A 23,314-nucleotide genomic window follows, 5' to 3' on the forward strand; every position below is an offset into this window, starting at 1 on the left:
AAAGTGTGGAATCTGGCAGTCATTTAGAGTATACTGTCCATGGGTGTTAGAATATGCTAACTTGTGTTAGAGACAGGAGAACAACATGAAAAAACAATTTTTTGAAAACGAAGAAGATGGATTTTATGGAACGTATTACGAAAATCCCAAAGGGGCGGATTGTGCCGTGATCGGATTATTTGGGGATGATCCGAATGATTATATGGCGAAATGTGGAGCAAAATGGCTTCACAGACAGGGTGTAAATGTTATGTGTGTATCTCCGGGCAGAAAAAATTACAGTCATGTCAACAATCCGCTGGAAAGAATTCAGACCGCAATAAAGTGGTTACAGGATCATGGAAACCGGAAAATCGGTATTATGGGGATGAGCACGGCCGGAATGGATGCGATCGTTGCAGCATCTTATTTCCCGGATATTACGATGACGATTGGGCTTACTGCCAGTGATTTTGTATGGCAGGGATTTGAACAGGGAGAAAAGGATGGCTGTAAGGAATGGCCGATACCGAATGCATCCACACTTTCATGGCAGGGAAAGCCGCTGCCTTATATGCCATTTGTCTATGAACATCCGGTGTATTGGCAGAAGATTGAGGAAGAAACAAAAGGCTCCGGTGATATCACACGGTCGACCTGCTTGTTTATAGATTCGGAAAAGGCAAGACCGCATACAGAGGAAGAAATGGTAAAGGTTGAGAATATAAAAGGTCGCTTATTCCTGATCGGTGCGGATGATGACAGCTTCTGGGAGGCTGGCAAATATGTCCGCCGTATGGATCAGCGTTTGAAGGGACATCCACATACATGTGAATACGATGCTCTTGTTTATGAACATGGTACTCACTTTGTATTGCCGGAAACTTTGCTTCGGATCGCACTTCCGGTTGGACTCAAATTTGTATTGAAATTTGTCTTTAAGGCTGCAAAAGATTATCCAAAGGAATGTGAGGCAACCAGAAAAGATATTGACCACAGACTGTCCGCAGCGTTAAAGGAGTGGACAGCGGATTAATATCCGTATTTGCTCTTATTGATCTACGGATTTATCATTGCTGTATATTCGTATGGGTTTGTTCGATTTCGGAAAACGAAGAAATCCTGCAGGCAGTAAAACGCATTGGACAAATAGACATATTATGATATAATTTGCATATAATATAAACGGAGGTGGTTTTTATGTTAACATTAAAGGAATCAATCAGACCATCGGCTGATTTAAGAAACCATTATAATGATATTTCAAAACAATGTAAGGAAAATAAAGAAGCGGTAATTATTACAGTAAATGGCAGAGGTGATACGGTAGCCCTCTCATATGAAGAATATAAAAATATGAAAGCTCGTATAGAGTTACTTGAAATATTAGCTGAGGCAGAGGATGATATAAAAAATAATCGTGTTGCACCGATAACTGAAACATTTGATGATTTGCGTAGAATGCTTCAGGAGGGCTAAGTATGGAATATGAGGTAATACGAACTGATACTGCGGATGCAGGGATCAGAAAAATAATTTTATATATAGCTCAGAATTTTGGCAATGAAGTAGCTTTGGAACAACTTGATTATATAGAGAAAAAAATTCTTGAACTTGGAAATGATCCATATATTGGAACAGATCCAAGATACCTTGTTCTTAAACGACAAGGATATAAAATCCTTATACTAAAAAAGAATCTGGTTTTTTATAAAATTAATGAAGAGAAGAAAACGGTTATTGTATATGCGGTAGTGGATGGCAGACAAGACTATTTGAATATAATACGTGGATTATAGAAAGTGCACAAATTTTCTGGACAGAAATTAAGAATGAATTTGAAGGTTCCCTCATACAATTACTTATCGGGATTTCCGATTCATACAAAGTATGAAGACAATTCAAGGAGGGGATTTTTTGTCTGAGAAAATGAGTGAAGTCTACGAAGCATATGACATGGAAATACTGGGTGCCGTCAGAGGCCGGGGATCTATGATCCTGAAAACGGATCGGGGAATCAGGCAGATATCTCCATTTGACGGCAGCGAGGAGCGGCTGGAGCAGGAACGGGAATTTAAGGAAAATCTGTATGAGACAGGATTTCACCATATTGACTGCTGCGTGCCGAACCGGGAAGGAGAGCTGATCACCTGCGACCGCTACGGGAATCCATATGTGATGCGGGAATATTTTGAGGGACGGGAATGTAATTCCGGAAGTATCTGCGATCTGAATCAGGCGGCTGCAAATCTTGCGGTATTTCATATCCGGGGGCGTGAGCTGTATGCAAAAGAGGGGAGAACGTATGCGTACCGTGAGCCGGGCAACTTCAGACGAAAAACGCAGGAAATGAAAAAAATCCGGAGCTTTATCTCAAAGCGTCCGACGAAGAATGATTTTGAACTCTTATATATAGAAGCATATGACGCATTTTACAGACAGGCAATCGACTGTCAGGCGATGATGGATGCCTGCGACCGGACAAATATTGCCGGGCATATCGGATATTGCCATGGAGCATATAATTACCACAGTGTGTTGTTTTGCGGTGGGTATCTGGCGACTGTGAATTTTGACCGGTTTCATGTCGGATATCAGTTGATCGACTTATATCAGTTTATACGGAAGGTCATGGAAAAGAATAATTATAACTTCAATATGGCGGTGAAGATCATAGAAGAATACGATCGTATCCTGCCGCTTACCATAGAAGATTATCGATATATCTACATATTATATAGTTATCCGGAGAAGTTCTGGAAGGTCAGCAATCGCTATATGAACTCCAGAAAATGCTGGATTTCCCCTGCAAATCTTGAAAAACTCAGTAAACTTATAACAGATGAACAAGAAAAACAAAAATTTTTGAGTGATTTTTGCAATCATTATGGGTTCACAAGTTAGGAATTTGAATGTATAATGTCATGTGTGAGAAAATCTAACTTTGGGATTTAGGAAATATATTAAGTGTAATGTTTTAAAGGAACGCACAGGAGGAAATATTAAAATGAGCGAACGCAATTATATGGAAGTATATGAGCAGTGGGTCAACAATCCATTATTTGGTCAGGAGACTAAGGATGAACTTCTTTCAATCAAGGATGATCCAAAAGAGATAGAAGAAAGATTCTACTGTGATCTGGTATTTGGTACTGCCGGACTTCGTGGTATTATCGGTGCCGGAACAAACAGAATGAACAAGTACGTTGTCCGTAAAGCAACACAGGGTCTTGCAAATTATATCATCAAGCAGGGCAAACAGGATAAGGGTGTTGCTATTGCATATGATTCCAGAAGAATGTCACCGGAGTTTTCCATGGAAGCAGCATTATGTCTTGCAGCAAATGGAATCAAGGCATACAGATTCGAGTCTTTACGTCCGACGCCGGAGCTGTCATTTGCAGTTCGCTATCTGGACTGTGTAGCAGGTATTAATGTAACAGCCAGCCACAATCCACCGGAGTACAATGGTTATAAAGTATACTGGGAAGACGGTGCGCAGATCACACCTCCACATGATACGGGAATCATGGCAGAGGTTAAGGCCATTACAGATTTTGCAGATACCAAGACAATGGAAATGATCGATGCGATCAAAGCAGGACTTCTGGTAACGATCGGTGCAGAAGTTGATGATGCATATATGGGCGAACTGAAGAAGCTGGTTCTTCATCAGGATGCTATTGATAAATATGGTAAGGATCTGAAGATCGTATATACACCACTTCATGGTACCGGAAATATTCCTGCAAGAAGAATTCTTTCTGATCTTGGATTTGAAAATGTATATGTTGTTCCGGAACAGGAACTTCCGGATGGTAATTTCCCAACAGTTGCTTACCCAAATCCGGAAGCAAAGGAAGCATTCGCCCTTGCTCTTGATCTTGCAAAGAAAGTAGATGCAGACCTCGTTCTTGCAACTGATCCGGATGCAGACAGACTTGGTGTATATGCAAAGGATTCCAAGACAGGCGAATATAAGGTATTTACCGGTAACATGTCAGGAAGCCTTCTGTGTGAATATGAAGTAAGTCAGATGAAAGCACGCGATGGCAAGCTGCCGGAGGACGGTGCGATCATTAAGACGATCGTTACAACAAATATGGTTGATGCGATCGCAAAATATTACGATACAGACCTGATCGAGTGCTTCACAGGTTTCAAGAACATTGGACGTGAGATCTTACGCTTCGAGCAGGAAGGAAAGGGAACTTACCTCTTTGGTTTCGAAGAGAGCTACGGCTGTCTGATCGGAACACATGCAAGAGATAAGGATGCCATCGTAGCAACAATGGCACTTTGCGAAGCTGCGGCATTCTATAAAGGACAGGGTAAGACTTTATGGGATGTTATGATGGATATGTATGAGAAATACGGCTACTATGTAGATGATATCAAGACTGTAACTCTGAAGGGTGTAGAAGGTTCCAAGAAGATCGGACACATCATGAATGTACTTCGTGACAATACACCGGCAGAGATCGCCGGATATAAGACAAAGGTTGTTCGTGACTACCGTCTGGAGACAATCAAGAACCTTGAGACAGGCGAAACTGTTAAGACCGGTATGCCGAACTCAAATGTTCTCTACTATGAATTAGAGAATGATGCATGGCTTGCAGTAAGACCATCCGGTACAGAGCCAAAGATCAAGTTCTACTATGGAATCAAGGGCAGCTCATATGATGAGGCTCAGAAGATGTCCGCAGAAGCAGGCGACAAGATCATGGATCTGATCTATGATATCTTAGAGAAATAATAAAAGCTTAATTTAAATATAAAACACAGGGATTGCCCCTGCACAGACCATAAGCCCCATTATAAATGACTCGCTGCGGTTTCTGTTCAATGCATATGCCTGATTCGTAAATACTCCTGCGCTAACTCGCCAACTAAACGTTGGCTCAGACAAGCACTCGTATTTACTGGCAATATGCATTTCACGACGGAACCTTCACTGATGTCATATTATAATGGGGCTTATGGTCTGTACAGGGGCAATTCCTGTGTTTTCTGTTAAAAAAGAAGGGCACAATGTCCCTAAAATATCAAAATGAAAATAGCCTTGATCTGTAAATGTTAGATATCGATATCTTAGAGAAATAATAAAAGACTGAGGCTCTATATCAATTTATTCCGCAGAACACTTTCGTTCGAACAGGTCTGCTTTATAAATTATATAGAGCCTCAGTCTCTTTTATTCAAAGTAGGAAATTATTTAACGATTACAACGTTAGTAGCTCTTGTTCTTGAACCACCCTTAGGATCTTCCTCTGTGTCGAATGTAACCTGCTGACCTTCAACAAGTGTCTTATATCCTTCACCCTGGATAGCTGAGAAATGAACGAATACATCTCCGCTTCCATCATTGTTTGAGATAAATCCATAACCTTTTTCTGCGTTAAACCATTTTACTGTACCGTTGTTCATGTGGGTACCTCCTTATATATTTCTTGCTTGTACCCAATGAAAACGTGCATCATTTATGAGAGAAATACGATTAAAACCTTAATCCATACGTCCGCTTAAAAGCGATTACATAGTTAATCTTGAATACGCTCTCATAATAGTATGGGTGCACCTATTTGTCAAGAAAAACAAGGTAAAAATAATGATAAAATCTGGTAAAAAATGATCCATGGGTTCTTGGCAGAAAAAGAAAAGTAGGGTACTATAAATACAGGAAAAATGCAAAAACAGGAGGAGAGCGTATGAGAAAGGGAAAACGTCTGATTGCATGGATCATGGCAGTTGTTATGCTGTTTACAATCTGTGTATTTGGTGGAAATGGAACGGCGGAAGCGGCAGCTACAACACCGGTTGCAAAGCATGGAAGACTGTCTGTAAAGGGAGCAGACCTGGTCGACAGTAAGGGAAATAAATTCCAGCTCCGTGGTATCAGCACACATGGAATCAACTGGGATGTCGGATCGCCATATGTGAATAAGAAAGCATTCAAGACGCTTCGTGATGACTGGGGCGTGAATGCGATCCGGTTGGCAATGTATACCGAAGAATACAATGGCTATTGCAGTGGCGGCAGTCAGGCAAAGCTTCGGAAACTGGTGGATAAGGGAGTCGGATATGCGACCGATCTTGGTATGTATGCGATCATCGACTGGCATATCTTAAGTGACGGGAATCCGAATAAGAATAAGGCGCAGGCGAAGAAATTCTTTACCACGATGGCAAAGAAATATAAGAACAATAAAAATGTTATTTATGAGATCTGCAATGAGCCAAATGGCTGTGGCTGGAAAGAGATCAAATCCTATGCGACAGACATTATCAAAACGATCCGCAAATACGACAAGAAAGCAGTTATTATCGTGGGAACACCAACCTGGTCACAGCTTGGAACGGATGGAACGTCAAATGAAGTTGCAGACAGCCCAATCAAGGGATATAAGAATATCATGTACTCCCTGCATTTCTACGCAAGTGAGTGGGCGCACAATGAATATCTTCCGGCAAAGGTTGCTTATGCAAGAAAGAAGAAGCTTCCGATCATTGTATCTGAGTTTGGTTTATCACCGGCCAGTGGCGACGGAGCCATTAACAAGGCATCCGCAGACAAATGGATGAAGCTGCTTAACAAATATAACATCAGTTATTTCTGTTGGAGCCTCAGTAATAAGAACGAGTCGGCATCTTTGCTTAAACCATCAACAAAGAAAACCTCCGGCTGGAAGTCAGGTGACTTATCCACAGCAGGAAAGTATATCAAGAAGAAATATCTTGCGAGAAAGAAAGCTCTTGGCAAGAAAGCATAGTGATCATGTATATGAGATAAACAGTAATATCGGCAGACAGCCAGATGGTCTGTTTGTATAATGAATCAATCATATTTTGCACCTGTGTATCATAGAATAAATAATACAGGGAAATCGCATGAAGCGAATCGGATTTTTCCGGAATGATGACAGGACAGGATGTGATGGTATGAAGAAAAATAACAGGATTCTAGCCTGGTTCACCATGGTTTTGTTAGCATTTGCAATTCCATATGTGGGAACCAGGCTTTTTGTGCGTTATCGGGATGTGTCGGATGCCCGGATCGCGGCACTTAGTAGCAGCCGGGATGTGTGTATCTTGCAAAATGGCAATTATAGGCTGATCGACTGTGAAGAATATATTTTGTATGTCCTTGCCGGATTGTATGACCCGTCATGGAATGTGGAGATGGCAAAGACGATGGCAGTTCTGACCCGGACTGCGATCTATTATGAAATGAACGATCAGGCGGATACTGCAAATGGCGGGGGCAAGATTATCAATGAGGGAGATCTGAAAGAGATACGGATAGAGAAAGATGAATTAAAGCAAAAATGGGGGAAAGAATATAAGCAGAATATGGAAATGGTATATCAGGCTGTGAAAGATACGATGGGACAGGTTATCGTTTATGATGGCAGACTTATTATTCCGGTCAGTCATGCAGTCAGCATAGGGGTAACTGTTAGTGCAGAGGAATTATATGGTACTGCGATTCCATATCTGGTATCCGTTGACAGCAGTCAGGATATCCAGTCACCGGAATTCTCATCGACAAAGATCTACAGTGCGCTTCGTATAAAGAAAGAATTTGGCATGAATGGAGAGGGGAAAGCGTTCGACGGATCGAAAAATCTGGGTCAGACCGACGTGGATGTTGAAAAAAACAAATCAGAGACGGCTGGTTCAGCACAGAACGAGGAACAGGCAGTGGATGCGGATGCACTGACTGTGCTTGAAGCGACGAAATCAGGATTTGTCCGAAAGGTAAATGTGTTCGGGACGGTCGTGACCGGAGAGACATTTGCACAGACCCTGTCACTTGGAACGACAAATTTTCATATCGATCAGGTCGAGGAGGGATATCGGATCATCTCGATCGGTAAAGGCTCATCCCTTGGAATGTCGTTGTACGGAGCCGGATGGAAAGCCGATCAGGGCAGTACATATCGTGAGATCATTGCATACTATTACCCGGAAACTTCGATCGCGGATGGAGCGGCATATTAAATATCCGCGAAAACATATAAGGATAATTACCAATATATTAAGGATATTTGAAAGCATACAGATGGAATTGCAAAAGTGGTTGCTTTGCAAATCATTTCATTTCGTTGGTGGCAGGATACGACAAAATGCATAAGATAAATAAAAAGCTTATGGAAAATATTTGCCTGTGTATATAATCCGGAAGTTCAGGCAACAATATCCATGAGGTGATAAACATGAAGAAATTTTTGAATGTTATTAAGAGAAATATTTTCTACATTGCCCTGATCGCCGGAATGGTGGCACTTGTAGGACTTGTAGCTCTATATAATGTGAAAACTCAGTCAGATGATGAAAATGCTGTCAGCTCGGAGGCAGTAGAAGAAACCGCAGACAGAAGCAATCTCGGAACAACAGAAGCAGTAAAGGAAACACTTGGCGGTACCGCCAAAGCAGAGGACAAGACAGAAGCAACAACAGAGAAAAGCTCAGAAGTAGAAACCGGAGCAAATGCTGCCAAGGTGGAAGAACAGATCGAACTGAACTATGACGGCAGTACAGCTCTTATGTGGCCACTAAACGGAAATGTGATCATTCCATTCAGCATGGACACCACAGTATTCTACGAGACATTAAACCAGTACAAATGCAATGCCGGAATCGTATTGGAAGCAGCAGAAAATGACAAAGTTTCAGCCGCTTACAAATGCAAGATCACAGAGATCACAAGCACACCGGAATTTGGAAATGTGGTAAAGGCATCCCTTGGAAATGGCTATGAAGTCATGTATGGACAGCTTAAGGATATCAATGTTTCTGTTGGTCAGGTGATAGATGCCGGCTGCACCATTGGCACTGTGGCAGAACCAAGCCGTTATTATTCAAAAGAAGGAACAAATCTGTATTTCGCAATTACCAAAGATGGCAAACCGGTCGATCCTGTATCATTGATCGAAGGGGAATAATCAGAACAATCCATATAAAGTATAAGAACAGATGCATGTCGTATCCACAGGGTAGGGTGTGTGTCTGTTTTTTATTTTATCTCCTTCCTCTGGAACACCAACAGGGAAATAACAGTTGGCAGGATCAGAAGTACGGCGGCGATCTCCATAGCGTGAACAATCAGGCTGGTGGTTAGTGTCTGCCATGCAACAGCGGTCAGGCAGACGGTAGGAAGATTGCTGTAGATGATATGGAGTGCGTCTACTTCCGGGAAAATGGCATAAAAAAGCATGATGCCATTTGGCAGCAGGGCAACGACTACAGCATAGATACCACACCACAGAAGGTCTGTGGAGAAGAACATGCACAGGGAGGATGCCATTGTCTGTCCGGCGATGATCATAGGAAGCATGATCACAAAACGCAGAAAATAATTCTGATATGCCGAAGCGGTCAGACTTCCATCATGACGGAAACAGATGTAATTCGTCAGCAGATAGGCTGCAGATACCACAACGATTCCGATAAGCAGCAATAGTGTATTCACGATACATTTGCCAAAGAAAATTGTGTTTCGGCTGGTTCCGAATGACACGATATTCTTCATCGTATTATTCCTCCATTCACCGGAGAAACCGATATCGGTGGTGAAAATAATGCAGTACCAGACGATCGTTGCCATCATATACAGACCGGCATTCATAATATCTGCACCTTCGATCGTAAATGGGATCCGGATGACATGGATGGCATACCAGACAGATACGTTGATCAAAATGGCAATGACCACTCCGATAATGAGCAGGGTATATGGATAAGCCCGATGGCTTACTTTGTAACATTCACTTTTGAGGAAATTATTCAATCGTTGTCCCTCCTAACAGTTCAATAAAGAAATCTTCCAGTGTAGTTTTCGCAATCTCCAGTGAGTACAGATCGTATCCCTTTTCAAATAAGAAACGGCTGATCTTCTCAGTCGGGTAAACCGCGTTATTTTCAAAATAAATATAAATGGTATCATCATCTGCATTGTAGGATGCGTCGAGTTGGAGCTCTTTTGAAAGATATTCAGCAGCTTTTTCACCATTACTGGTACGCACCTTTACATAGCTTTTTTCTTTTGCTTCTAGTTCCTCAGCAGACATTTCCTGTAAGATCTGACCATGATCGATGAATCCGTAGCAGGTTGCCATATTTGCAAGCTCGGATAGAATATGGGAGGAAATGATGATTGTGAGTCCGTTCTCTTTGTTCAGCCGCAGCATCAGCTTTCGCATCTCGACGATGCCGGCAGGATCCAGACCATTGATCGGTTCATCTAAGATCAGAAATTCCGGATCGTGCATGAGCGACAGGGCGATTCCCAGACGCTGCTTCATGCCGAGGGAGAAATTTTTGAATTTCTTATCTTTAGCTTCGTAGAGTCCCGTTTCTTTCAGAACTGTTTCAACAATGGATGGATCGTCGATCCCACGCTGGATACGATAATATTCCAGATTGCGTTCCGCAGAGAAAAATGGATAAAATGCCGGAGTTTCGATGATAGCACCGGTTCTTTTCCGGGCTTCATTTAGTCCATGTGTTCCCTTCTTTCCAAAAAGTTCGATGCTGCCATAATCAGGGGCATTCTGTCCGGTAAACAGGCGGAGAAGTGTCGTTTTTCCTGCGCCGTTTTTACCGATCAGAGCATAAATGTCGCCCTTTTTCACGGACATATTTATCTTATCAAGTGCAGGCTTATCACCGTATATCACTTCTACATCTGTTGCTTTTGCAATGACTTCTGCCATGGAACAGCACCTCCTGATTCAACCGAATTTTCCTATAATCAGCATACTGTTTTGCCGCAGGAAAGTCAATTCATGGAGCAGACTCCAAGTTGAAACATTTTTAATTTTTTTCAATATTAAAAATGTGCAGTTTGTAAGTTTATATATGTGCAGGTACAAGGTAACAATTATACAGAATCATCTAATGAAAGTGCATAATGAAAAATAAGGAAAAATAGTGAAAATTAGTGAAAAAATAGTGAAGATATAATGGAGAAAAAAGCCCATATTTATTATAATAAAGAAAATGTCCTGCCAGACAGGACGACAAGGGGAGAGCTACAAATGATGCGAATGTTAAAAATTATGTTCATTATTCTTGTGGGAATTGGCATGTTGGTCATGGGGATATACACATTTATCCGGTTGAAAAAACGACGCAGGGAATTAAAGCGGCTGTTGGATAATATTGCTTCGGGATCAACGGTGGATCAGTTGTTAAAGGAAAACCATCCGAAGCTGTCAGCTATGGATGAGATGGAAAAATATATCTATATCATAATGGGACTTGGAGCCGGGTTTGTTTTGTTTGGAGCATTTTTCATGGCGCAGGAGCTGATGGAGAGAAATGTCATACCGGATATGACAGGAACGACCGGGTGGATGCTTGTGCAGCGGCTGGTTGCATTTGCATCCGGCATCATTCTCCTTTTTACAGGAAGTGGCATGAAGAAGAAACAGGTAAAAGAAAATGATTACATGGATATGATGATTCCGGGGAAGGTAGTCGGAGAAGTGCCGGGAGCTAAGACGCTGACACCGGGAAAGGCGATCCTTACGATCCAGTATACCGATCCTTATGATGGCAGTGTGCATAACTATCAATTGGCGCAGGAATTGAGCCGGAAGAAGCATCCGGTTGGCAGCGAATATCCGTTGTACTATTCCAGAGAGCAGCGCAAGGTATACGATCCGGGATCAAACAAAGTGAACCGGAAAACAGAACTGTTTCTCAAATGGCTGGGGATCATCATATGTTTGGTGTCCGTGTTGAGTATAGTCATGTTGTTTATTATGTAGGCATTTTACATTAATTCTAAAAAAATGAAAATATTGATATTGACAGTTAAACCATCTAAGTACTTCTGGTGAAGGAAAGGGTGGTTTTGTTATAGGGACATTGATGATTTTTATTGACAATAGTATATATAGGTCATATACTTAAATTACCTAATGGGTAATTTGAAAAAGGGAGGAAAGAATTGGAATTAATTTATACAAATGCCAAAATTGAAGAACAATGTACCAGTTTAAAAGCAGCCAGAATGTGTTTTGGTGGGAATAATATACTGGCAACCAGTCTTTTGGCCAGGATAAATGCTCTGAAGCAGGCAGACACTATTAAAGATATTATAGTTCAACCATCTTTTCACTTTCATGATCTTAAAAAAAAGGATGGAAAAAACTATAAAGGGTATTTTGCTATTGATGTGAAATCAAGGACAGATCAGTGGCGTATAATATTAGAACCGTTAGATGAAAATAAGGAACCATATGTTCCTTGCAATATTGATGAGATATCCTCAAATGTGAGGATTGTTGAAATAGTGGAGGTGAGCAAACATTATGAGTAATTACATTGAATATAATGATACGGTTGCATTTCACCCAGGATATTATATTAAAGAAATTGTAGAAGAAAGTGGATTAACTCAGGAAGATTTTGCAAAGAGGTTGGACACTTCACCTAAGAATTTAAGTCTCTTGATTCGTGGTGAACAGAGCTTGTCTATTGATATTGCAATGAAACTTTCCAGAATGCTTGGGTCCAGTGTGAATTATTGGTTAAATCTTCAGAATGCTTATGATGCATTGATAGCAGAGTTTAAATCGCAAGAAGAATTGGTAAGGGAAAGAAAAGTATTTGAATTATTTGATTACAAGTATTTTAGAGAAAACTTTGGTCTTCCCGATTTGCCTAGAAAGAAGGATGAACAGATAAAAGAACTTCGGGAATTCTTGAATATTGCGACTTTGACTGTACTTACAAAACGTGATATGGCTGTAAGCTTTAGAAGTTCAACAACAGCGTTAGAAGAAGCTAGTACAGTTAAAGCTAATACAATGGTTCAGATTGCTATTAATAAGGCATTGACAGTTGATGCCCCGAAGTTTAATAAGAAAAAATTTGAAGACGCTGTACAGTATGCTTTGACTTTGACTAAGAATCATGGTGAATTCTATCCTTTGATTCGAAAGGCATTTGAGGAGTCGGGTGTTATATTTGTAATTTTGCCGAATATTTCCGGTTCCAAGATTAATGGTGCTACTAAAAAGATAGGTGAGAACATTATGCTGATGGTTAATGATAGAAGACTTAATTCTGATTCTTTCTGGTTTACCCTGTTTCATGAGATAGGGCATATTATCAATGGTGATTATGGGATATCGTTTGAAAAGGAATCAGGGGAGCAAGAACTGGCAGCTGATTTATTTGCAGAGGATAACTTGATACCAAGAGACGAGTATAATGATTTTGTAGCGAGCAGGAAATTTGGATTAAATGATATTATTGGTTTTGCAGAAGTAATTAATAGAGATCCCGGTATCGTACTAGGTAGATTACAGAATGACGGTTTGGTCAGATTTGATGATTGGACAATGAAACCAATAAGACATAAATATAAGGTTAAGATGATATAATGAACGCAAAATCCATTTGCTCGCAAGGATGCAATTTTGCGGAATGCATAGAATGTGCGAAGCACATGATATAATGATTTGATAGAAGTTGTTCATAAAGAAGAATGCCGATGGGGGAGCACCCCCCATCGGCATTCTTTTCTTTGCGAAAATATTACTCCTGCCTAATCCGGATATCGCCGCTGGTTGTGGTGACACCACATTCATATTCGGAATTATTTGCACCATGTGGAATATCGATATTACCACTTTGTGTATTTGCGGAGAAGCTATAGCTTCGGTCAGAATCCAGCTCCAGGTCAATATAGCCGCTCATAGCAGATATGTCGATTGCTTCGGCATCCGCAATGTTCATATCCACATCGCCACTTGCTGTATTGCAGGTTAGGCTGGTATTTGCGGAAAGTTCGCTTGCAGATACATAACCGCTTGTTGTGTAAAACTCGGCCTGACCGGCAGCGGTACGGTTCAACAGGATATCACCACTTGAAGCATGAAGCTCCAGCAGTGTTGTAAATGAACTATTGCTGATAGAGATGTTACCTGATGAAGTCTTTGTCGTGAGCGTATTGGCTTCGATATCTGCGATGCTGATGTCTCCACTGTTCGTTTTGAGACTGGTGAATGCAGAATTGCCGGCTGGCTCGGTATTCGGCTTATAAGAATACCGATAATCAATATTTCCGCTTGCGGTAGTAACCTGAATCGCCTGATATTCCTTCTCTGTCAGATATATGGTTGTCTTGGTATCGGAGCCAAATCCGAGTGAGATTGTCGGATGGTGGGTACGTTTGTCTTCGCAGCGGAAGGTGAGCACGCCGTCAACAACCTCTGCATGGTTGGTCAGACCATCTGTATCATAATATTCGATGTAATTCGTTCCGTTGTCGGAGTTTTTGATCATGACGTCGGTAGATGCTTCGCCTGCGATATCAACGGCGTTGAAATCATCTTTGATTTGAACTGTTTTCTTCACATAGTCCGGCAAGGCTTTCATACCGAGCAGGTCGACAGAACCATTTGGAAAATGGAATCCGTTAATTGCAATACTTAAGAAAGCGATAATGACGCCGACTACTATAAATATAGAAGCAACAATAACAGCTTTTTTGGATTTACTCATAATTATCTCTCCTTTACAAACATTCTCTTAATTCCATTGATGGATGCCTTGTACAGCTTGAAAATGCCGATCGTAACAGGCTTTACGGCTACGATGAACAGGATCGCAAGTCCGATTCCGGCAAATGCAGCTCCAAGCATGAAAAGGGCAGCCGGAACATTCTGTGTAATGAAAAACGGAATGACGCCCAGCAGCCCGGCGATACCTGCAACTGCCATCGAGAGTACGATTACATAGAAGGACAGGAGAAGTGCCAAAATGACAACCGCCATGGCAATGACCAGAACGATCGCGGTCAGTAACAGCGGAGCCCATATAGGAGAACCAAGAATCAGCAAAATGATCTCCCATGCCTTTAATCGGTGGGATGGTTTGATTTTTTCTTTCACAAGTTTCGTCAGTGGCATATCTGCCAGGATCTGATCAACGACATCGTCCGGGGCATCCATATCGGCAACCGCTTCTTCCTCCGACAGGCCATCTTCCATACGGTCATCGATCATTTCACTATAATAATCCATAAATTTATTAATATCGTCTGCCGGCATTTTCCGGATCTTTCCCCGGATCGCTGACAAATATTCCTGTTTAGTCATTGTCATTCTCCTCTCTGATAATAAAACGATATATAGATTCAAGTTCTTTCCATTCTTCTTTAAATTCCTCGATTCGTGCTTTGCCTGCATCGGTAATATGATAGTATTTCCGAAGTCGTCCGTTGTGTTCTACGGAGCGAACGGTGAGGAATGCGCCGGCTTCCAGTCTTCGCAGGATCGGATACAATGTAGATTCCGATATCGTTACAAAGGGTTTCATATCCTTGATGATCTGATATCCATAAGAATCTTCATCCTTGATCGCAGCCAGTACACAGACATCCAGCATACCGCGTTTTAATTGAATATCCATATGTATACCTCCTTATGCACTATACTATATGACGTATAGTATAATATGTCAAGAGGTATTTTGTAAAAAATAATTTGACAAGAATGCTCATGGTTGCTATACTCAAGGTTGATAAAAATAAGAAGAAAAGCGATGACAGAGACAGTAGATCATGTTTGAAAGGCAGAGCGAGCCGGAGATGGTGCAAGACCGGTGCGAGTAGAAGATGATGGAAGATCACTCTTAAGCTTCAGACCGAAAACGACAGCCAGTAGGCTCTGACGTCATTCCCTCGTTACGGGAAGCACATATGTTAGTATGCAAGTAATAGGTGGTATAACGAGAACTTTAAGCCTTCGTCCTTTTTGCGGCGGCGGCTTTTTTTACTTTATAGAAAAGTTTGTCTAATAATATTTTGCATACATTGAATAAAAAGAAAGGAAGAACAACATGTACGAAAAAGTATCGTCCAAATTGAATTTCGTAGACAGAGAACAGAAGGTTCTGGATTTCTGGAAAGAAAATCAGGTATTTGAGAAGAGTGTGGAAGAAACAAAGGATCTTCCGACTTACACATTTTATGATGGACCCCCAACAGCAAACGGTAAGCCACATATCGGCCATGTGCTTACACGAGTTATCAAGGATATGATTCCAAGATATCAGACAATGAAGGGCCATAACGTAGTAAGAAAGGCAGGATGGGATACACACGGCCTTCCTGTAGAGTTGGAAGTTGAGAAACTTTTAGGAATCGATGGCAAAGAGCAGATTGAGGAATACGGTCTGGAGCCATTTATTCAGAAATGTAAAGAATCCGTATGGAAATACAAAGGTATGTGGGAAGAATTCTCCGGCAAGGTAGGATTCTGGGCAGATATGGATGATCCATATGTAACATACCACAATGATTTCATCGAGTCCGAGTGGTGGGCACTGAAGAAGATCTGGGATCAGGGACTTTTATACAAAGGCTTCAAGATCGTGCCATATTGTCCGCGTTGCGGAACTCCACTGTCAAGCCACGAAGTAGCACAGGGTTATAAGACTGTAAAGGAACGTTCCGCAGTTGTAAGATTCAAGGTTATCGACGAAGATGCATATTTCCTTGCATGGACAACTACACCTTGGACACTTCCATCAAACGTAGCCCTCTGTGTAAATCCGGATGAGACTTATGTCAAAGTAAAGGCAGCGGACGGATATACCTATTATCTGGCAGAAGCACTGGCAGACAAGGTACTCGGTTCCCTTGCAAAGGAGGCTACAGACGATACACCTGCTGTACCTGCATATGAAGTTCTGGAGACATACAAAGGAAAAGATCTGGAATACAAAGAGTACGAACCATTATATGAGTGCGTAAAGCCTGTATGCGAGAAGCAGCATAAGAAGGGTCACTACATTACATGTGATTCATATGTAACTATGACGGATGGTACAGGTATCGTTCATATCGCACCTGCATTTGGTGAGGACGACGCAAATGTAGGAAGAAAGTACGATCTTCCATTTGTACAGTTCGTAGATGGCAAGGGTGATCTGACAGAGGAAACCCCTTATGCGGGAATCTTTGTAAAGGATGCAGATCCAAAGGTATTGGTTGACCTTGACAAAGCAGGACTTCTGTTTGACGCACCAAAGTTTGAGCATGAATATCCACACTGCTGGAGATGTGATACTCCACTGATCTACTACGCAAGAGATACTTGGTTTATCAAGATGACAGCAGTCAGAGACAAGCTGGTTAAGAATAATGACACTGTAAACTGGATCCCTGAGAGCATCGGTAAGGGTCGTTTCGGTGACTGGTTAAAGAATGTACAGGATTGGGGACTTTCCCGTAACCGTTATTGGGGAACTCCGTTAAATATCTGGGAATGTGAATGCGGATGCCGTCATGCGATCGGTTCGATCGAAGAATTAAAGAGCATGAGCGACAACTGCCCGGATGAGATCGAGCTGCACCGTCCGTTCATCGACGCTGTAACGATCAAATGTCCGGAGTGCGGTAAGCAGATGCACAGAGTATCTGAAGTTATCGACTGCTGGTTCGATTCAGGTTCCATGCCATTTGCACAGTGGCATTATCCGTTTGAGAATGCAGATATCTTCGAGAAGCACTTCCCTGCTGACTTCATCAGCGAGGCAGTTGACCAGACAAGAGGATGGTTCTATTCTCTGATGGCGATCTCAACCCTGTTATTTGACAAGGCTCCGTTCAAGAATGTAATTGTCCTCGGACATGTACAGGATAAGGATGGACAGAAGATGAGTAAGTCCAAGGGAAATGCCGTAGATCCGATGGATGCACTGAACAAATACGGTGCAGATGCGATCCGGTGGTATTTCTACAGCAACTCCGCTCCATGGCTTCCAAACCGTTTCCATGAAGATGCGGTTATCGAGTGCCAGAGAAAGTTCCTCGGAACCTTATGGAACACTTACGCATTCTATGTATTATATGCAAATATCGACAACTTCAATCCACTTGAGCATGAGCTGGATTACGAGAAGCTGTCACTGATGGATAAATGGTTATTATCAAAGCTGAACTCAACCGTAAAGGCTGTTGATGAGAACCTTGCAGCATACAAGATCCCTGAGACAACCAGAGTATTAGAGGAGTTCGTAGATGACCTTTCTAACTGGTATGTTCGTCGTGGACGTGAGAGATACTGGGCAAAGGGTATGGAGCAGGATAAGGTAAATGCCTACATGACACTGTATACAGCCCTTGTTACAATCTCCATGACAGCAGCTCCGCTGATTCCGTTTATGGCAGAGGATATTTACCAGAATCTGGTAAGAAGCATTGATAAGGATGCTCCATTATCTGTTCATCTGTGCGAGTTCCCGAAGGTAGAGGAGAAGATGATCGACACAGATCTTGAAGCAGCTATGGATGAGATCTTAAAGATCGTTGTTCTTGGACGTGCAGCCAGAAATACTGCAAATATCAAGAACAGACAGCCGATCGGAACCATGTATGTAAAGGCAGCAAAAGAGCTGACAGAGGATGAGACAGCGATCGTCAAAGACGAGCTGAACATCAAGAACGTAGTATTTACAGAGGATATCGCAAGCTTCAGTTCTTACACATTCAAGCCGCAGCTTCGTACCGTAGGACCAAAGTACGGCAAGCAGTTAGGCGGAATCAAGGCATATCTGTCATCCGTTGACGGAAATGCAGCTATGGCAGAGCTGAAGGAAAAGGGTGCTCTGACATTTGACGTAAACGGCACAGAGGTATCTCTGGCAGAGGAAGATCTGCTGATTGATATCGCACAGACCGAAGGCTACGTTACAGAGGCAGACGGTGCGGTAACAGTTGTTATCGACACAAATCTGACAGAAGAACTCTTAGAGGAGGGATTTGTCAGAGAGATCGTATCCAAGATCCAGACCATGAGAAAGGAAGCCGGCTTCGAAGTAATGGACAAGATTACAGTCTATGCAGAGGGAAGCGACAAGGCAACCGGACTTATGAATGCAAACGCTGACAGCATCAAGTCAGACGTTATGGCAGATGCACTGGTAACCGGAAGTGTAGATGGCTATTCCAAGGAATGGAACATTAATGGCGAGAAGGTAACACTTGGTGTAAAGAAAAACGCATAAATAATACAGGGCGTTGACCGGTGCCGAAAAAAGCAAATTTATACTTGCTTTTTTCGGAAAGCGTCTGTATTATAGATAACATATTAAAAGGTGCAAGGAAGTACTAGAGATAGCAACTTCCCTGCACCTTTTTCTCGTTAATGAAGTTGTCAATTACACAACAAGAAATAGGAATGAATATGGAGGCGATGGGTATGGAAAAACTCAATCAGATTGTAAGTACAGTTGATTCGTTTGTGTGGGGACCGGTGATGCTGGTGCTTCTCGTAGGAACCGGTATCTTTCTGACGATACGGACGCGATTCCTGCCGTGGAGAAATCTCGGATATGCGATCAAGAGCACACTTAGTAAAGAAGCAAGAACAAAGAACAGAGGAACCGGTGATGTATCCCCATTCTCGGCACTGACGACAGCACTTGCCGCAACGATCGGAACCGGAAATATCGTAGGTGTGGCGACAGCAATGGTATCCGGTGGTCCGGGTGCTCTGGTCTGGATGTGGATCTCGGCGTTGTTCGGAATCACATCGAAATTTTCAGAATGTATGCTGGCGATCAAATACCGTGAGGTAAATGCCAAAGGAGAGATCTCCGGCGGCCCGATGTATACGATGAAGAAAGCATTGAAACACAAAAGATTCGGAAGTGTGCTCGGTTGGCTGTTTGCATTCTTTGCGGTTGTTGCATCCTTTGGTATCGGAAATATGACACAGGCGAACTCGATCGCATCCTCCATGAATGAGACCTTTCATATCAATCCGATTATCATCGGTGTAATCCTTACGATCCTTGCCTTAATGATCATTATCGGTGGTATCAAATCCATATCAAAGATTTCAGCGATCGTTGTTCCGTTTATGGCAATCTTCTATGTACTTGCAGGACTTATAGTAATTATCGGAAATATATCGAATGTGCCGGAAGGCCTGCGCGAGATCTTTACAATGGCATTTTCCATGAAATCCGTATCCGGCGGTGTGCTTGGTACCGTAGTTGCATCCATGACAAATGCAATGCGGTTTGGTGTTGCCCGTGGTTGTTTCTCAAATGAAGCAGGTATGGGATCAGCAGCGATCACTGCAGCAGCAGCTACAACAGATAACCCGGTTCGTCAGGGATATATCAACATGACAGGAACCTTCTGGGATACGATTGTTGTATGTACGATCACTGGTCTGGTAATTGCAAGCTCCGGTGTGATCGGTAAGACATCGACAACGACGGAAGGCTCATATGCAATCACCTCTGAAGCCGAAGATACACTGGCTCTGACACATGAAGAAAAAGGCAAGATGGTGACGACAGAATATACTGTTACATACAAAGATGGAACAATGACTTTGTCCGGGGGAGCAGAGGATATCGTTCTGACACCATATGCAGACGCTTCCGATAGTGAAGCATTTGCAAAGCTTCAGCATCAGCCGGACAGTCTGGAAGCAGTTTATGAGAATGGTGCGATTACAGGTGCATGGACCTCTGGCTGCAATGCTTATATTTTTGATGAAGATGGTACATATTATTATGAAGAAGCCTATACAGGATCGGCACTGACGATCAAAGCATTTGAGACAGTTCTGGGTAAGGCGGGAGCATGGCTGGTAACGATCGGTATTGCATTATTTGCATTCTCGACCATCCTTGGATGGGAGTATCACGGAGAGAAGGCCTTTGAATACCTGTTCCATTCCCACAAATACAATATGATCTATCGTATCGTATTCTCCCTTGTAGTATACATCGGTGCGACGACTTCGCTGGATCTGGCATGGAACTTCTCGGATATTGCAAATGCACTGATGGCGATTCCAAACCTGATCTGCCTGCTTCTGTTAAGCAAAGAGATCGCAACGGATATGCGGGAATTCCAGAAAGTACTCGCAGAAGAAAAAGCAGCAAAGAAGCGTGCGTAAATAGTCGACCTGCCGGTAAGTCTTTGGAACAAAAATGAAAGATAAAAGATACATTATTAAGATGAAGCAAAACCTGTTTATGTATTGATATATAAAGCAAAAATGGGAAATAGCATTACTATTATGTAGCAAGCCTTTTTCAACGCCGGTTCTTAGTGAGTCGCCACAGGCGAGGAGCTTAGCACCGTTGCGTTGAAATAGAGTGCAAACGACTTGCGAAATAATATGTAATGTATTTTCCATTTTGATTCAAAAACCTACAGACAGGTTTTGCGTCATAATAATGATGTATCTTTCATTTTTTAGTAGCAAAATGACAGTTTATGAGTATAATTATAGTAAACGCGCAGACGGAATAATGAGAGAAAGATGCCGGAATGTGAAGCACAGCCGGATATGAGAGCGCATGAAGATGCGAGACTTACTGATGAAGTACAGGGATCTGTCTGCTTTATTATAATGGATTCAAAAATGAGTTCAGGGGAAAGCTGCCGGAGAAACTCCGGCGGCATACCCGGATACATAGAAAGTCGATATCGGCTTTGGATAAAAAAGAAAACATGTGGGTAAGAACACAATGAGTACGACAGAAGAAAAACACAACTATACTTACATAGTCCGGTGTAAGGACGGAACGTATTACACCGGATGGACGAATAATCTGGAAAAGCGGATGAAAGCACATAATGAAGGACGAGGGGGCGCCAAGTATACCAGAAGCCGGCGTCCTGTTGTCCTTGTTTATTATGAGGAATCAGAGACGCCGGAGGAAGCGATGAGCAGAGAGTGGCACATCAAGCAGATGAGCCGGAGCCGGAAAGAAGAATTAATCAGAAATTTTCAATCAGATAGTATACAGAAGCCATGAAAATAGTATAAAATATAAGAATTGAGAAAATAAAAGTCGAACACCAGGAGGTTATAGATGGGAAGACAATTATGGAAGCCGGGAAATATGTTGTACCCGGTACCGGCAGTTATGGTAACATGTAAGCGGGAAGGTGGACAACCGAATATCATCACGATCGCATGGGCAGGAACGATTTGCAGTTCTCCGGCGATGGTTTCAATATCTGTTAGACCGGAACGCTATTCTTATGATATTATAAAAGCCAGTGGAGAATTTGTGATCAATCTGGTGACTGAGAAGCTGACATTTGCGACCGATTATTGTGGCGTAAAGAGTGGACGGGATATAGACAAATTCAAAGCAACAGGACTTCATACCTGTCCGGGACTTACAGTTGCCACACCGGGTATCGCGGAGAGCCCGGTCAATATCGAATGTAAGGTAAAAGAAGTGATCCCACTTGGAAGTCATCATATGTTCCTGGCAGAGGTGACCGGCGTACAGGTGGATGAAGTATACATGAATGAAAATGGCAAATTTGAGCTTAACCAGCTTGGACTGGTGGCTTATTCCCATGGAGAATATTTTAAACTTGGAAAGAAACTGGGAAAATTCGGATATTCAGTGAGGAAGAAATAAGAAACATGAAGATAGAATTACAGGCATATGGTAAAGTAAATCTGGGGCTGGACGTGCTCAGAAGAAGACCGGACGGTTATCATGAAGTAAAGATGATCATGCAGACAGTAAAGTTACATGACACATTGACATTTGAGACAGTGGATGAGGATGTGATCGTTCTCAGCACAAATGCGGACGAGCTTCCGGTAAATGAAGATAATCTGGTATATAAAGCATGTCGGATGTTGAAACAGGAATATCAGATCACGCGTGGAATCCGGGTATTTCTTCAGAAAGAGCTTCCGGTTGCAGCCGGAATGGCTGGTGGAAGTGCTGATGCGGCAGCAGCGCTGATCGGAATGAATAAGATCTTTGATCTTCAGATTCCGAAACATAAGCTGATGGAATATGGAGTGAAGCTTGGTGCGGATGTTCCATACTGTATCATGAAAGGAACTGCATTATCAGAAGGAATCGGCGAGAAGCTGACAGCACTTGCACCGATGCCGGACTGCTATATCCTACTTGCAAAACCGCCGATCGCGGTATCGACGAAGATGGTATATGAGAACCTGCATGCAAATGAATTAGAAAAACATCCGGATATAGACGGCATGGTGATGGCACTGGAAGAACAGAGTTTACAGGGCATCACGGAACGTATGGAGAATGTGCTAGAGACAGTAACTGAGGTACGGTATCCGGTTATTGCAGAGATCAAAGCTTGCATGAAAGAATGTGGTGCAATGAATTCACTTATGAGTGGAAGCGGTCCGACTGTATTTGGTATATTTACAGAGAAGGAAAAAGCGGAGAAAGCGGCAGATGCGATCCGTAGCCGGAAGCTGGCAAAGCAGGTATTTGTCACACAGCCATATAATGTGTAAGATCAGGCAGGACAGAGGGAGTTGTTCTGCAG

22 protein-coding genes are annotated in these 23,314 nt (G+C 42.4%); 16 read left to right on the forward strand and 6 right to left on the reverse strand.

All coding sequences use genetic code 11. The features are described 5' to 3' along the window. The first annotated feature begins 85 nt into the window (after positions 1 to 85). The 5 genes from DWW85_RS06080 (at position 86) to DWW85_RS06100 (ending at position 4,738) form a co-directional block, all read left to right on the forward strand. Positions 86 to 1,015, forward strand: coding sequence for an acyl-CoA thioester hydrolase/BAAT C-terminal domain-containing protein (locus tag DWW85_RS06080; RefSeq protein ID WP_117808000.1), 930 nt, complete (start codon positions 86 to 88; stop codon positions 1,013 to 1,015). Between the two features lie 164 nt (positions 1,016 to 1,179). Next, the gene (locus DWW85_RS06085) at positions 1,180 to 1,458 is read left to right on the forward strand and encodes a type II toxin-antitoxin system Phd/YefM family antitoxin (protein ID WP_008399788.1); all 279 of its coding nucleotides are present in this window, start codon (positions 1,180 to 1,182) and stop codon (positions 1,456 to 1,458) included. Positions 1,459 to 1,460: 2 nt separating this feature from the next. Continuing rightward, positions 1,461 to 1,778, forward strand: coding sequence for a type II toxin-antitoxin system RelE/ParE family toxin (locus tag DWW85_RS06090; protein ID WP_117808001.1), 318 nt, complete (start codon positions 1,461 to 1,463; stop codon positions 1,776 to 1,778). Between the two features lie 118 nt (positions 1,779 to 1,896). Further along, positions 1,897 to 2,883, forward strand: a complete 987-nt coding sequence (locus tag DWW85_RS06095) for a hypothetical protein (RefSeq protein WP_242996065.1) — start codon at positions 1,897 to 1,899, stop codon at positions 2,881 to 2,883. 103 nt (positions 2,884 to 2,986) lie between these two features. Further along, on the forward strand, positions 2,987 to 4,738 hold the full coding sequence (locus tag DWW85_RS06100; protein WP_117808003.1) for a phospho-sugar mutase: 1,752 nt from the start codon (positions 2,987 to 2,989) through the stop codon (positions 4,736 to 4,738). A gap of 455 nt (positions 4,739 to 5,193) precedes the next feature. Here the strand turns inward: DWW85_RS06100 and DWW85_RS06105 are convergent, their stop codons facing one another. Continuing rightward, on the reverse strand, positions 5,194 to 5,409 hold the full coding sequence (locus DWW85_RS06105) for a cold-shock protein (protein ID WP_008402359.1): 216 nt from the start codon (positions 5,407 to 5,409) through the stop codon (positions 5,194 to 5,196). A gap of 281 nt (positions 5,410 to 5,690) precedes the next feature. Between DWW85_RS06105 and DWW85_RS06110 the strand changes: the two genes are divergently transcribed. The 3 genes from DWW85_RS06110 to DWW85_RS06120 all read left to right on the forward strand — a co-directional run bounded on the left by DWW85_RS06110 (position 5,691) and on the right by DWW85_RS06120 (position 8,927). Next, positions 5,691 to 6,752 (forward strand): glycoside hydrolase family 5 protein, encoded by a 1,062-nt coding sequence (locus tag DWW85_RS06110; protein WP_117808004.1) that lies wholly within the window; start codon positions 5,691 to 5,693, stop codon positions 6,750 to 6,752. Between the two features lie 169 nt (positions 6,753 to 6,921). Continuing rightward, positions 6,922 to 7,983, forward strand: coding sequence for a SpoIID/LytB domain-containing protein (locus tag DWW85_RS06115; protein ID WP_181986513.1), 1,062 nt, complete (start codon positions 6,922 to 6,924; stop codon positions 7,981 to 7,983). A 215-nt stretch (positions 7,984 to 8,198) separates the two neighbouring features. Beyond that, positions 8,199 to 8,927 carry a M23 family metallopeptidase gene (locus tag DWW85_RS06120; RefSeq protein ID WP_117808006.1) on the forward strand — a complete coding sequence of 243 codons (729 nt, stop codon included), beginning with the start codon at positions 8,199 to 8,201 and terminating at the stop codon, positions 8,925 to 8,927. A gap of 71 nt (positions 8,928 to 8,998) precedes the next feature. Here the strand turns inward: DWW85_RS06120 and DWW85_RS06125 are convergent, their stop codons facing one another. Both DWW85_RS06125 and DWW85_RS06130 read right to left on the reverse strand, forming a co-directional pair. Further along, the gene (locus tag DWW85_RS06125; protein ID WP_117808007.1) at positions 8,999 to 9,772 is read right to left on the reverse strand and encodes an ABC transporter permease subunit; all 774 of its coding nucleotides are present in this window, start codon (positions 9,770 to 9,772) and stop codon (positions 8,999 to 9,001) included. Continuing rightward, positions 9,765 to 10,697: an ABC transporter ATP-binding protein gene (locus tag DWW85_RS06130; RefSeq protein WP_117808008.1), complete on the reverse strand. Its 933-nt coding sequence runs from the start codon at positions 10,695 to 10,697 to the stop codon at positions 9,765 to 9,767. The genes DWW85_RS06125 and DWW85_RS06130 overlap by 8 nt, the downstream gene beginning before the upstream one ends. Before the next feature lie 333 nt (positions 10,698 to 11,030). Between DWW85_RS06130 and DWW85_RS06135 the strand changes: the two genes are divergently transcribed. The 3 genes from DWW85_RS06135 (at position 11,031) to DWW85_RS06145 (ending at position 13,379) form a co-directional block, all read left to right on the forward strand. After that, positions 11,031 to 11,756: a hypothetical protein gene (locus tag DWW85_RS06135; protein ID WP_181986514.1), complete on the forward strand. Its 726-nt coding sequence runs from the start codon at positions 11,031 to 11,033 to the stop codon at positions 11,754 to 11,756. A 182-nt stretch (positions 11,757 to 11,938) separates the two neighbouring features. After that, entirely contained in the window at positions 11,939 to 12,310 is a 372-nt protein-coding gene (locus DWW85_RS06140) for a hypothetical protein (RefSeq protein ID WP_117808010.1), read from the forward strand. After that, positions 12,303 to 13,379, forward strand: a complete 1,077-nt coding sequence (locus DWW85_RS06145) for a HigA family addiction module antitoxin (RefSeq protein WP_117784530.1) — start codon at positions 12,303 to 12,305, stop codon at positions 13,377 to 13,379. Before DWW85_RS06140 ends, DWW85_RS06145 begins: the two co-directional genes overlap by 8 nt. Before the next feature lie 154 nt (positions 13,380 to 13,533). Here the strand turns inward: DWW85_RS06145 and DWW85_RS06150 are convergent, their stop codons facing one another. From DWW85_RS06150 to DWW85_RS06160, 3 genes are read right to left on the reverse strand one after another with little or no spacing between them, the layout of a single operon-like run. Then, the gene (locus DWW85_RS06150) at positions 13,534 to 14,502 is read right to left on the reverse strand and encodes a DUF4097 family beta strand repeat-containing protein (RefSeq protein WP_117808011.1); all 969 of its coding nucleotides are present in this window, start codon (positions 14,500 to 14,502) and stop codon (positions 13,534 to 13,536) included. Between the two features lie 2 nt (positions 14,503 to 14,504). After that, complete coding sequence (locus tag DWW85_RS06155) at positions 14,505 to 15,098, reverse strand: DUF1700 domain-containing protein (protein WP_117808012.1); 594 nt, start codon at positions 15,096 to 15,098, stop codon at positions 14,505 to 14,507. Beyond that, the gene (locus DWW85_RS06160) at positions 15,091 to 15,411 is read right to left on the reverse strand and encodes a PadR family transcriptional regulator (RefSeq protein ID WP_008402371.1); all 321 of its coding nucleotides are present in this window, start codon (positions 15,409 to 15,411) and stop codon (positions 15,091 to 15,093) included. The genes DWW85_RS06155 and DWW85_RS06160 overlap by 8 nt, the downstream gene beginning before the upstream one ends. A gap of 429 nt (positions 15,412 to 15,840) precedes the next feature. Here DWW85_RS06160 and ileS point away from each other — a divergent pair, with 429 nt between their 5' ends. The 5 genes from ileS (at position 15,841) to ispE (ending at position 23,282) form a co-directional block, all read left to right on the forward strand. Beyond that, positions 15,841 to 19,011: an isoleucine--tRNA ligase gene (gene ileS, locus DWW85_RS06165; RefSeq protein ID WP_117808013.1), complete on the forward strand. Its 3,171-nt coding sequence runs from the start codon at positions 15,841 to 15,843 to the stop codon at positions 19,009 to 19,011. Positions 19,012 to 19,205: 194 nt separating this feature from the next. Next, positions 19,206 to 20,924 (forward strand): sodium:alanine symporter family protein, encoded by a 1,719-nt coding sequence (locus DWW85_RS06170; protein ID WP_117808014.1) that lies wholly within the window; start codon positions 19,206 to 19,208, stop codon positions 20,922 to 20,924. Between the two features lie 577 nt (positions 20,925 to 21,501). Beyond that, positions 21,502 to 21,792 (forward strand): GIY-YIG nuclease family protein, encoded by a 291-nt coding sequence (locus tag DWW85_RS06180; protein WP_117784524.1) that lies wholly within the window; start codon positions 21,502 to 21,504, stop codon positions 21,790 to 21,792. A 57-nt stretch (positions 21,793 to 21,849) separates the two neighbouring features. Beyond that, positions 21,850 to 22,413, forward strand: coding sequence for a flavin reductase family protein (locus tag DWW85_RS06185; protein WP_117808016.1), 564 nt, complete (start codon positions 21,850 to 21,852; stop codon positions 22,411 to 22,413). Positions 22,414 to 22,418: 5 nt separating this feature from the next. Further along, the gene (ispE, locus tag DWW85_RS06190) at positions 22,419 to 23,282 is read left to right on the forward strand and encodes a 4-(cytidine 5'-diphospho)-2-C-methyl-D-erythritol kinase (protein WP_021944190.1); all 864 of its coding nucleotides are present in this window, start codon (positions 22,419 to 22,421) and stop codon (positions 23,280 to 23,282) included. Positions 23,283 to 23,314: the final 32 nt, after the last annotated feature.

Source organism: Clostridium sp. AF17-21AC, from assembly GCF_003461365.1.
In the GTDB taxonomy this organism is placed as follows: Bacteria; Bacillota; Clostridia; order Lachnospirales; family Lachnospiraceae; genus Coprococcus; species Coprococcus ammoniilyticus.

Bases quoted from the DNA above. Each gene is read 5' to 3' on its own strand.
- DWW85_RS06080 (WP_117808000.1), top strand. From the start codon at position 86: ATGAAAAAACAATTTTTTGAAAACGAAGAAGATGGATTTTATGGAACG.
- DWW85_RS06085 (WP_008399788.1), top strand. From the start codon at position 1,180: ATGTTAACATTAAAGGAATCAATCAGACCATCGGCTGATTTAAGAAAC.
- DWW85_RS06090 (WP_117808001.1), top strand. From the start codon at position 1,461: ATGGAATATGAGGTAATACGAACTGATACTGCGGATGCAGGGATCAGA.
- DWW85_RS06100 (WP_117808003.1), top strand. From the start codon at position 2,987: ATGAGCGAACGCAATTATATGGAAGTATATGAGCAGTGGGTCAACAAT.
- DWW85_RS06105 (WP_008402359.1), bottom strand. From the start codon at position 5,409: ATGAACAACGGTACAGTAAAATGGTTTAACGCAGAAAAAGGTTATGGA.
- DWW85_RS06110 (WP_117808004.1), top strand. From the start codon at position 5,691: ATGAGAAAGGGAAAACGTCTGATTGCATGGATCATGGCAGTTGTTATG.
- DWW85_RS06115 (WP_181986513.1), top strand. From the start codon at position 6,922: ATGAAGAAAAATAACAGGATTCTAGCCTGGTTCACCATGGTTTTGTTA.
- DWW85_RS06120 (WP_117808006.1), top strand. From the start codon at position 8,199: ATGAAGAAATTTTTGAATGTTATTAAGAGAAATATTTTCTACATTGCC.
- DWW85_RS06130 (WP_117808008.1), bottom strand. From the start codon at position 10,697: ATGGCAGAAGTCATTGCAAAAGCAACAGATGTAGAAGTGATATACGGT.
- DWW85_RS06135 (WP_181986514.1), top strand. From the start codon at position 11,031: ATGTTAAAAATTATGTTCATTATTCTTGTGGGAATTGGCATGTTGGTC.
- DWW85_RS06145 (WP_117784530.1), top strand. From the start codon at position 12,303: ATGAGTAATTACATTGAATATAATGATACGGTTGCATTTCACCCAGGA.
- DWW85_RS06150 (WP_117808011.1), bottom strand. From the start codon at position 14,502: ATGAGTAAATCCAAAAAAGCTGTTATTGTTGCTTCTATATTTATAGTA.
- DWW85_RS06155 (WP_117808012.1), bottom strand. From the start codon at position 15,098: ATGACTAAACAGGAATATTTGTCAGCGATCCGGGGAAAGATCCGGAAA.
- DWW85_RS06160 (WP_008402371.1), bottom strand. From the start codon at position 15,411: ATGGATATTCAATTAAAACGCGGTATGCTGGATGTCTGTGTACTGGCT.
- ileS (WP_117808013.1), top strand. From the start codon at position 15,841: ATGTACGAAAAAGTATCGTCCAAATTGAATTTCGTAGACAGAGAACAG.
- DWW85_RS06170 (WP_117808014.1), top strand. From the start codon at position 19,206: ATGGAAAAACTCAATCAGATTGTAAGTACAGTTGATTCGTTTGTGTGG.
- DWW85_RS06180 (WP_117784524.1), top strand. From the start codon at position 21,502: ATGAGTACGACAGAAGAAAAACACAACTATACTTACATAGTCCGGTGT.
- DWW85_RS06185 (WP_117808016.1), top strand. From the start codon at position 21,850: ATGGGAAGACAATTATGGAAGCCGGGAAATATGTTGTACCCGGTACCG.
- ispE (WP_021944190.1), top strand. From the start codon at position 22,419: ATGAAGATAGAATTACAGGCATATGGTAAAGTAAATCTGGGGCTGGAC.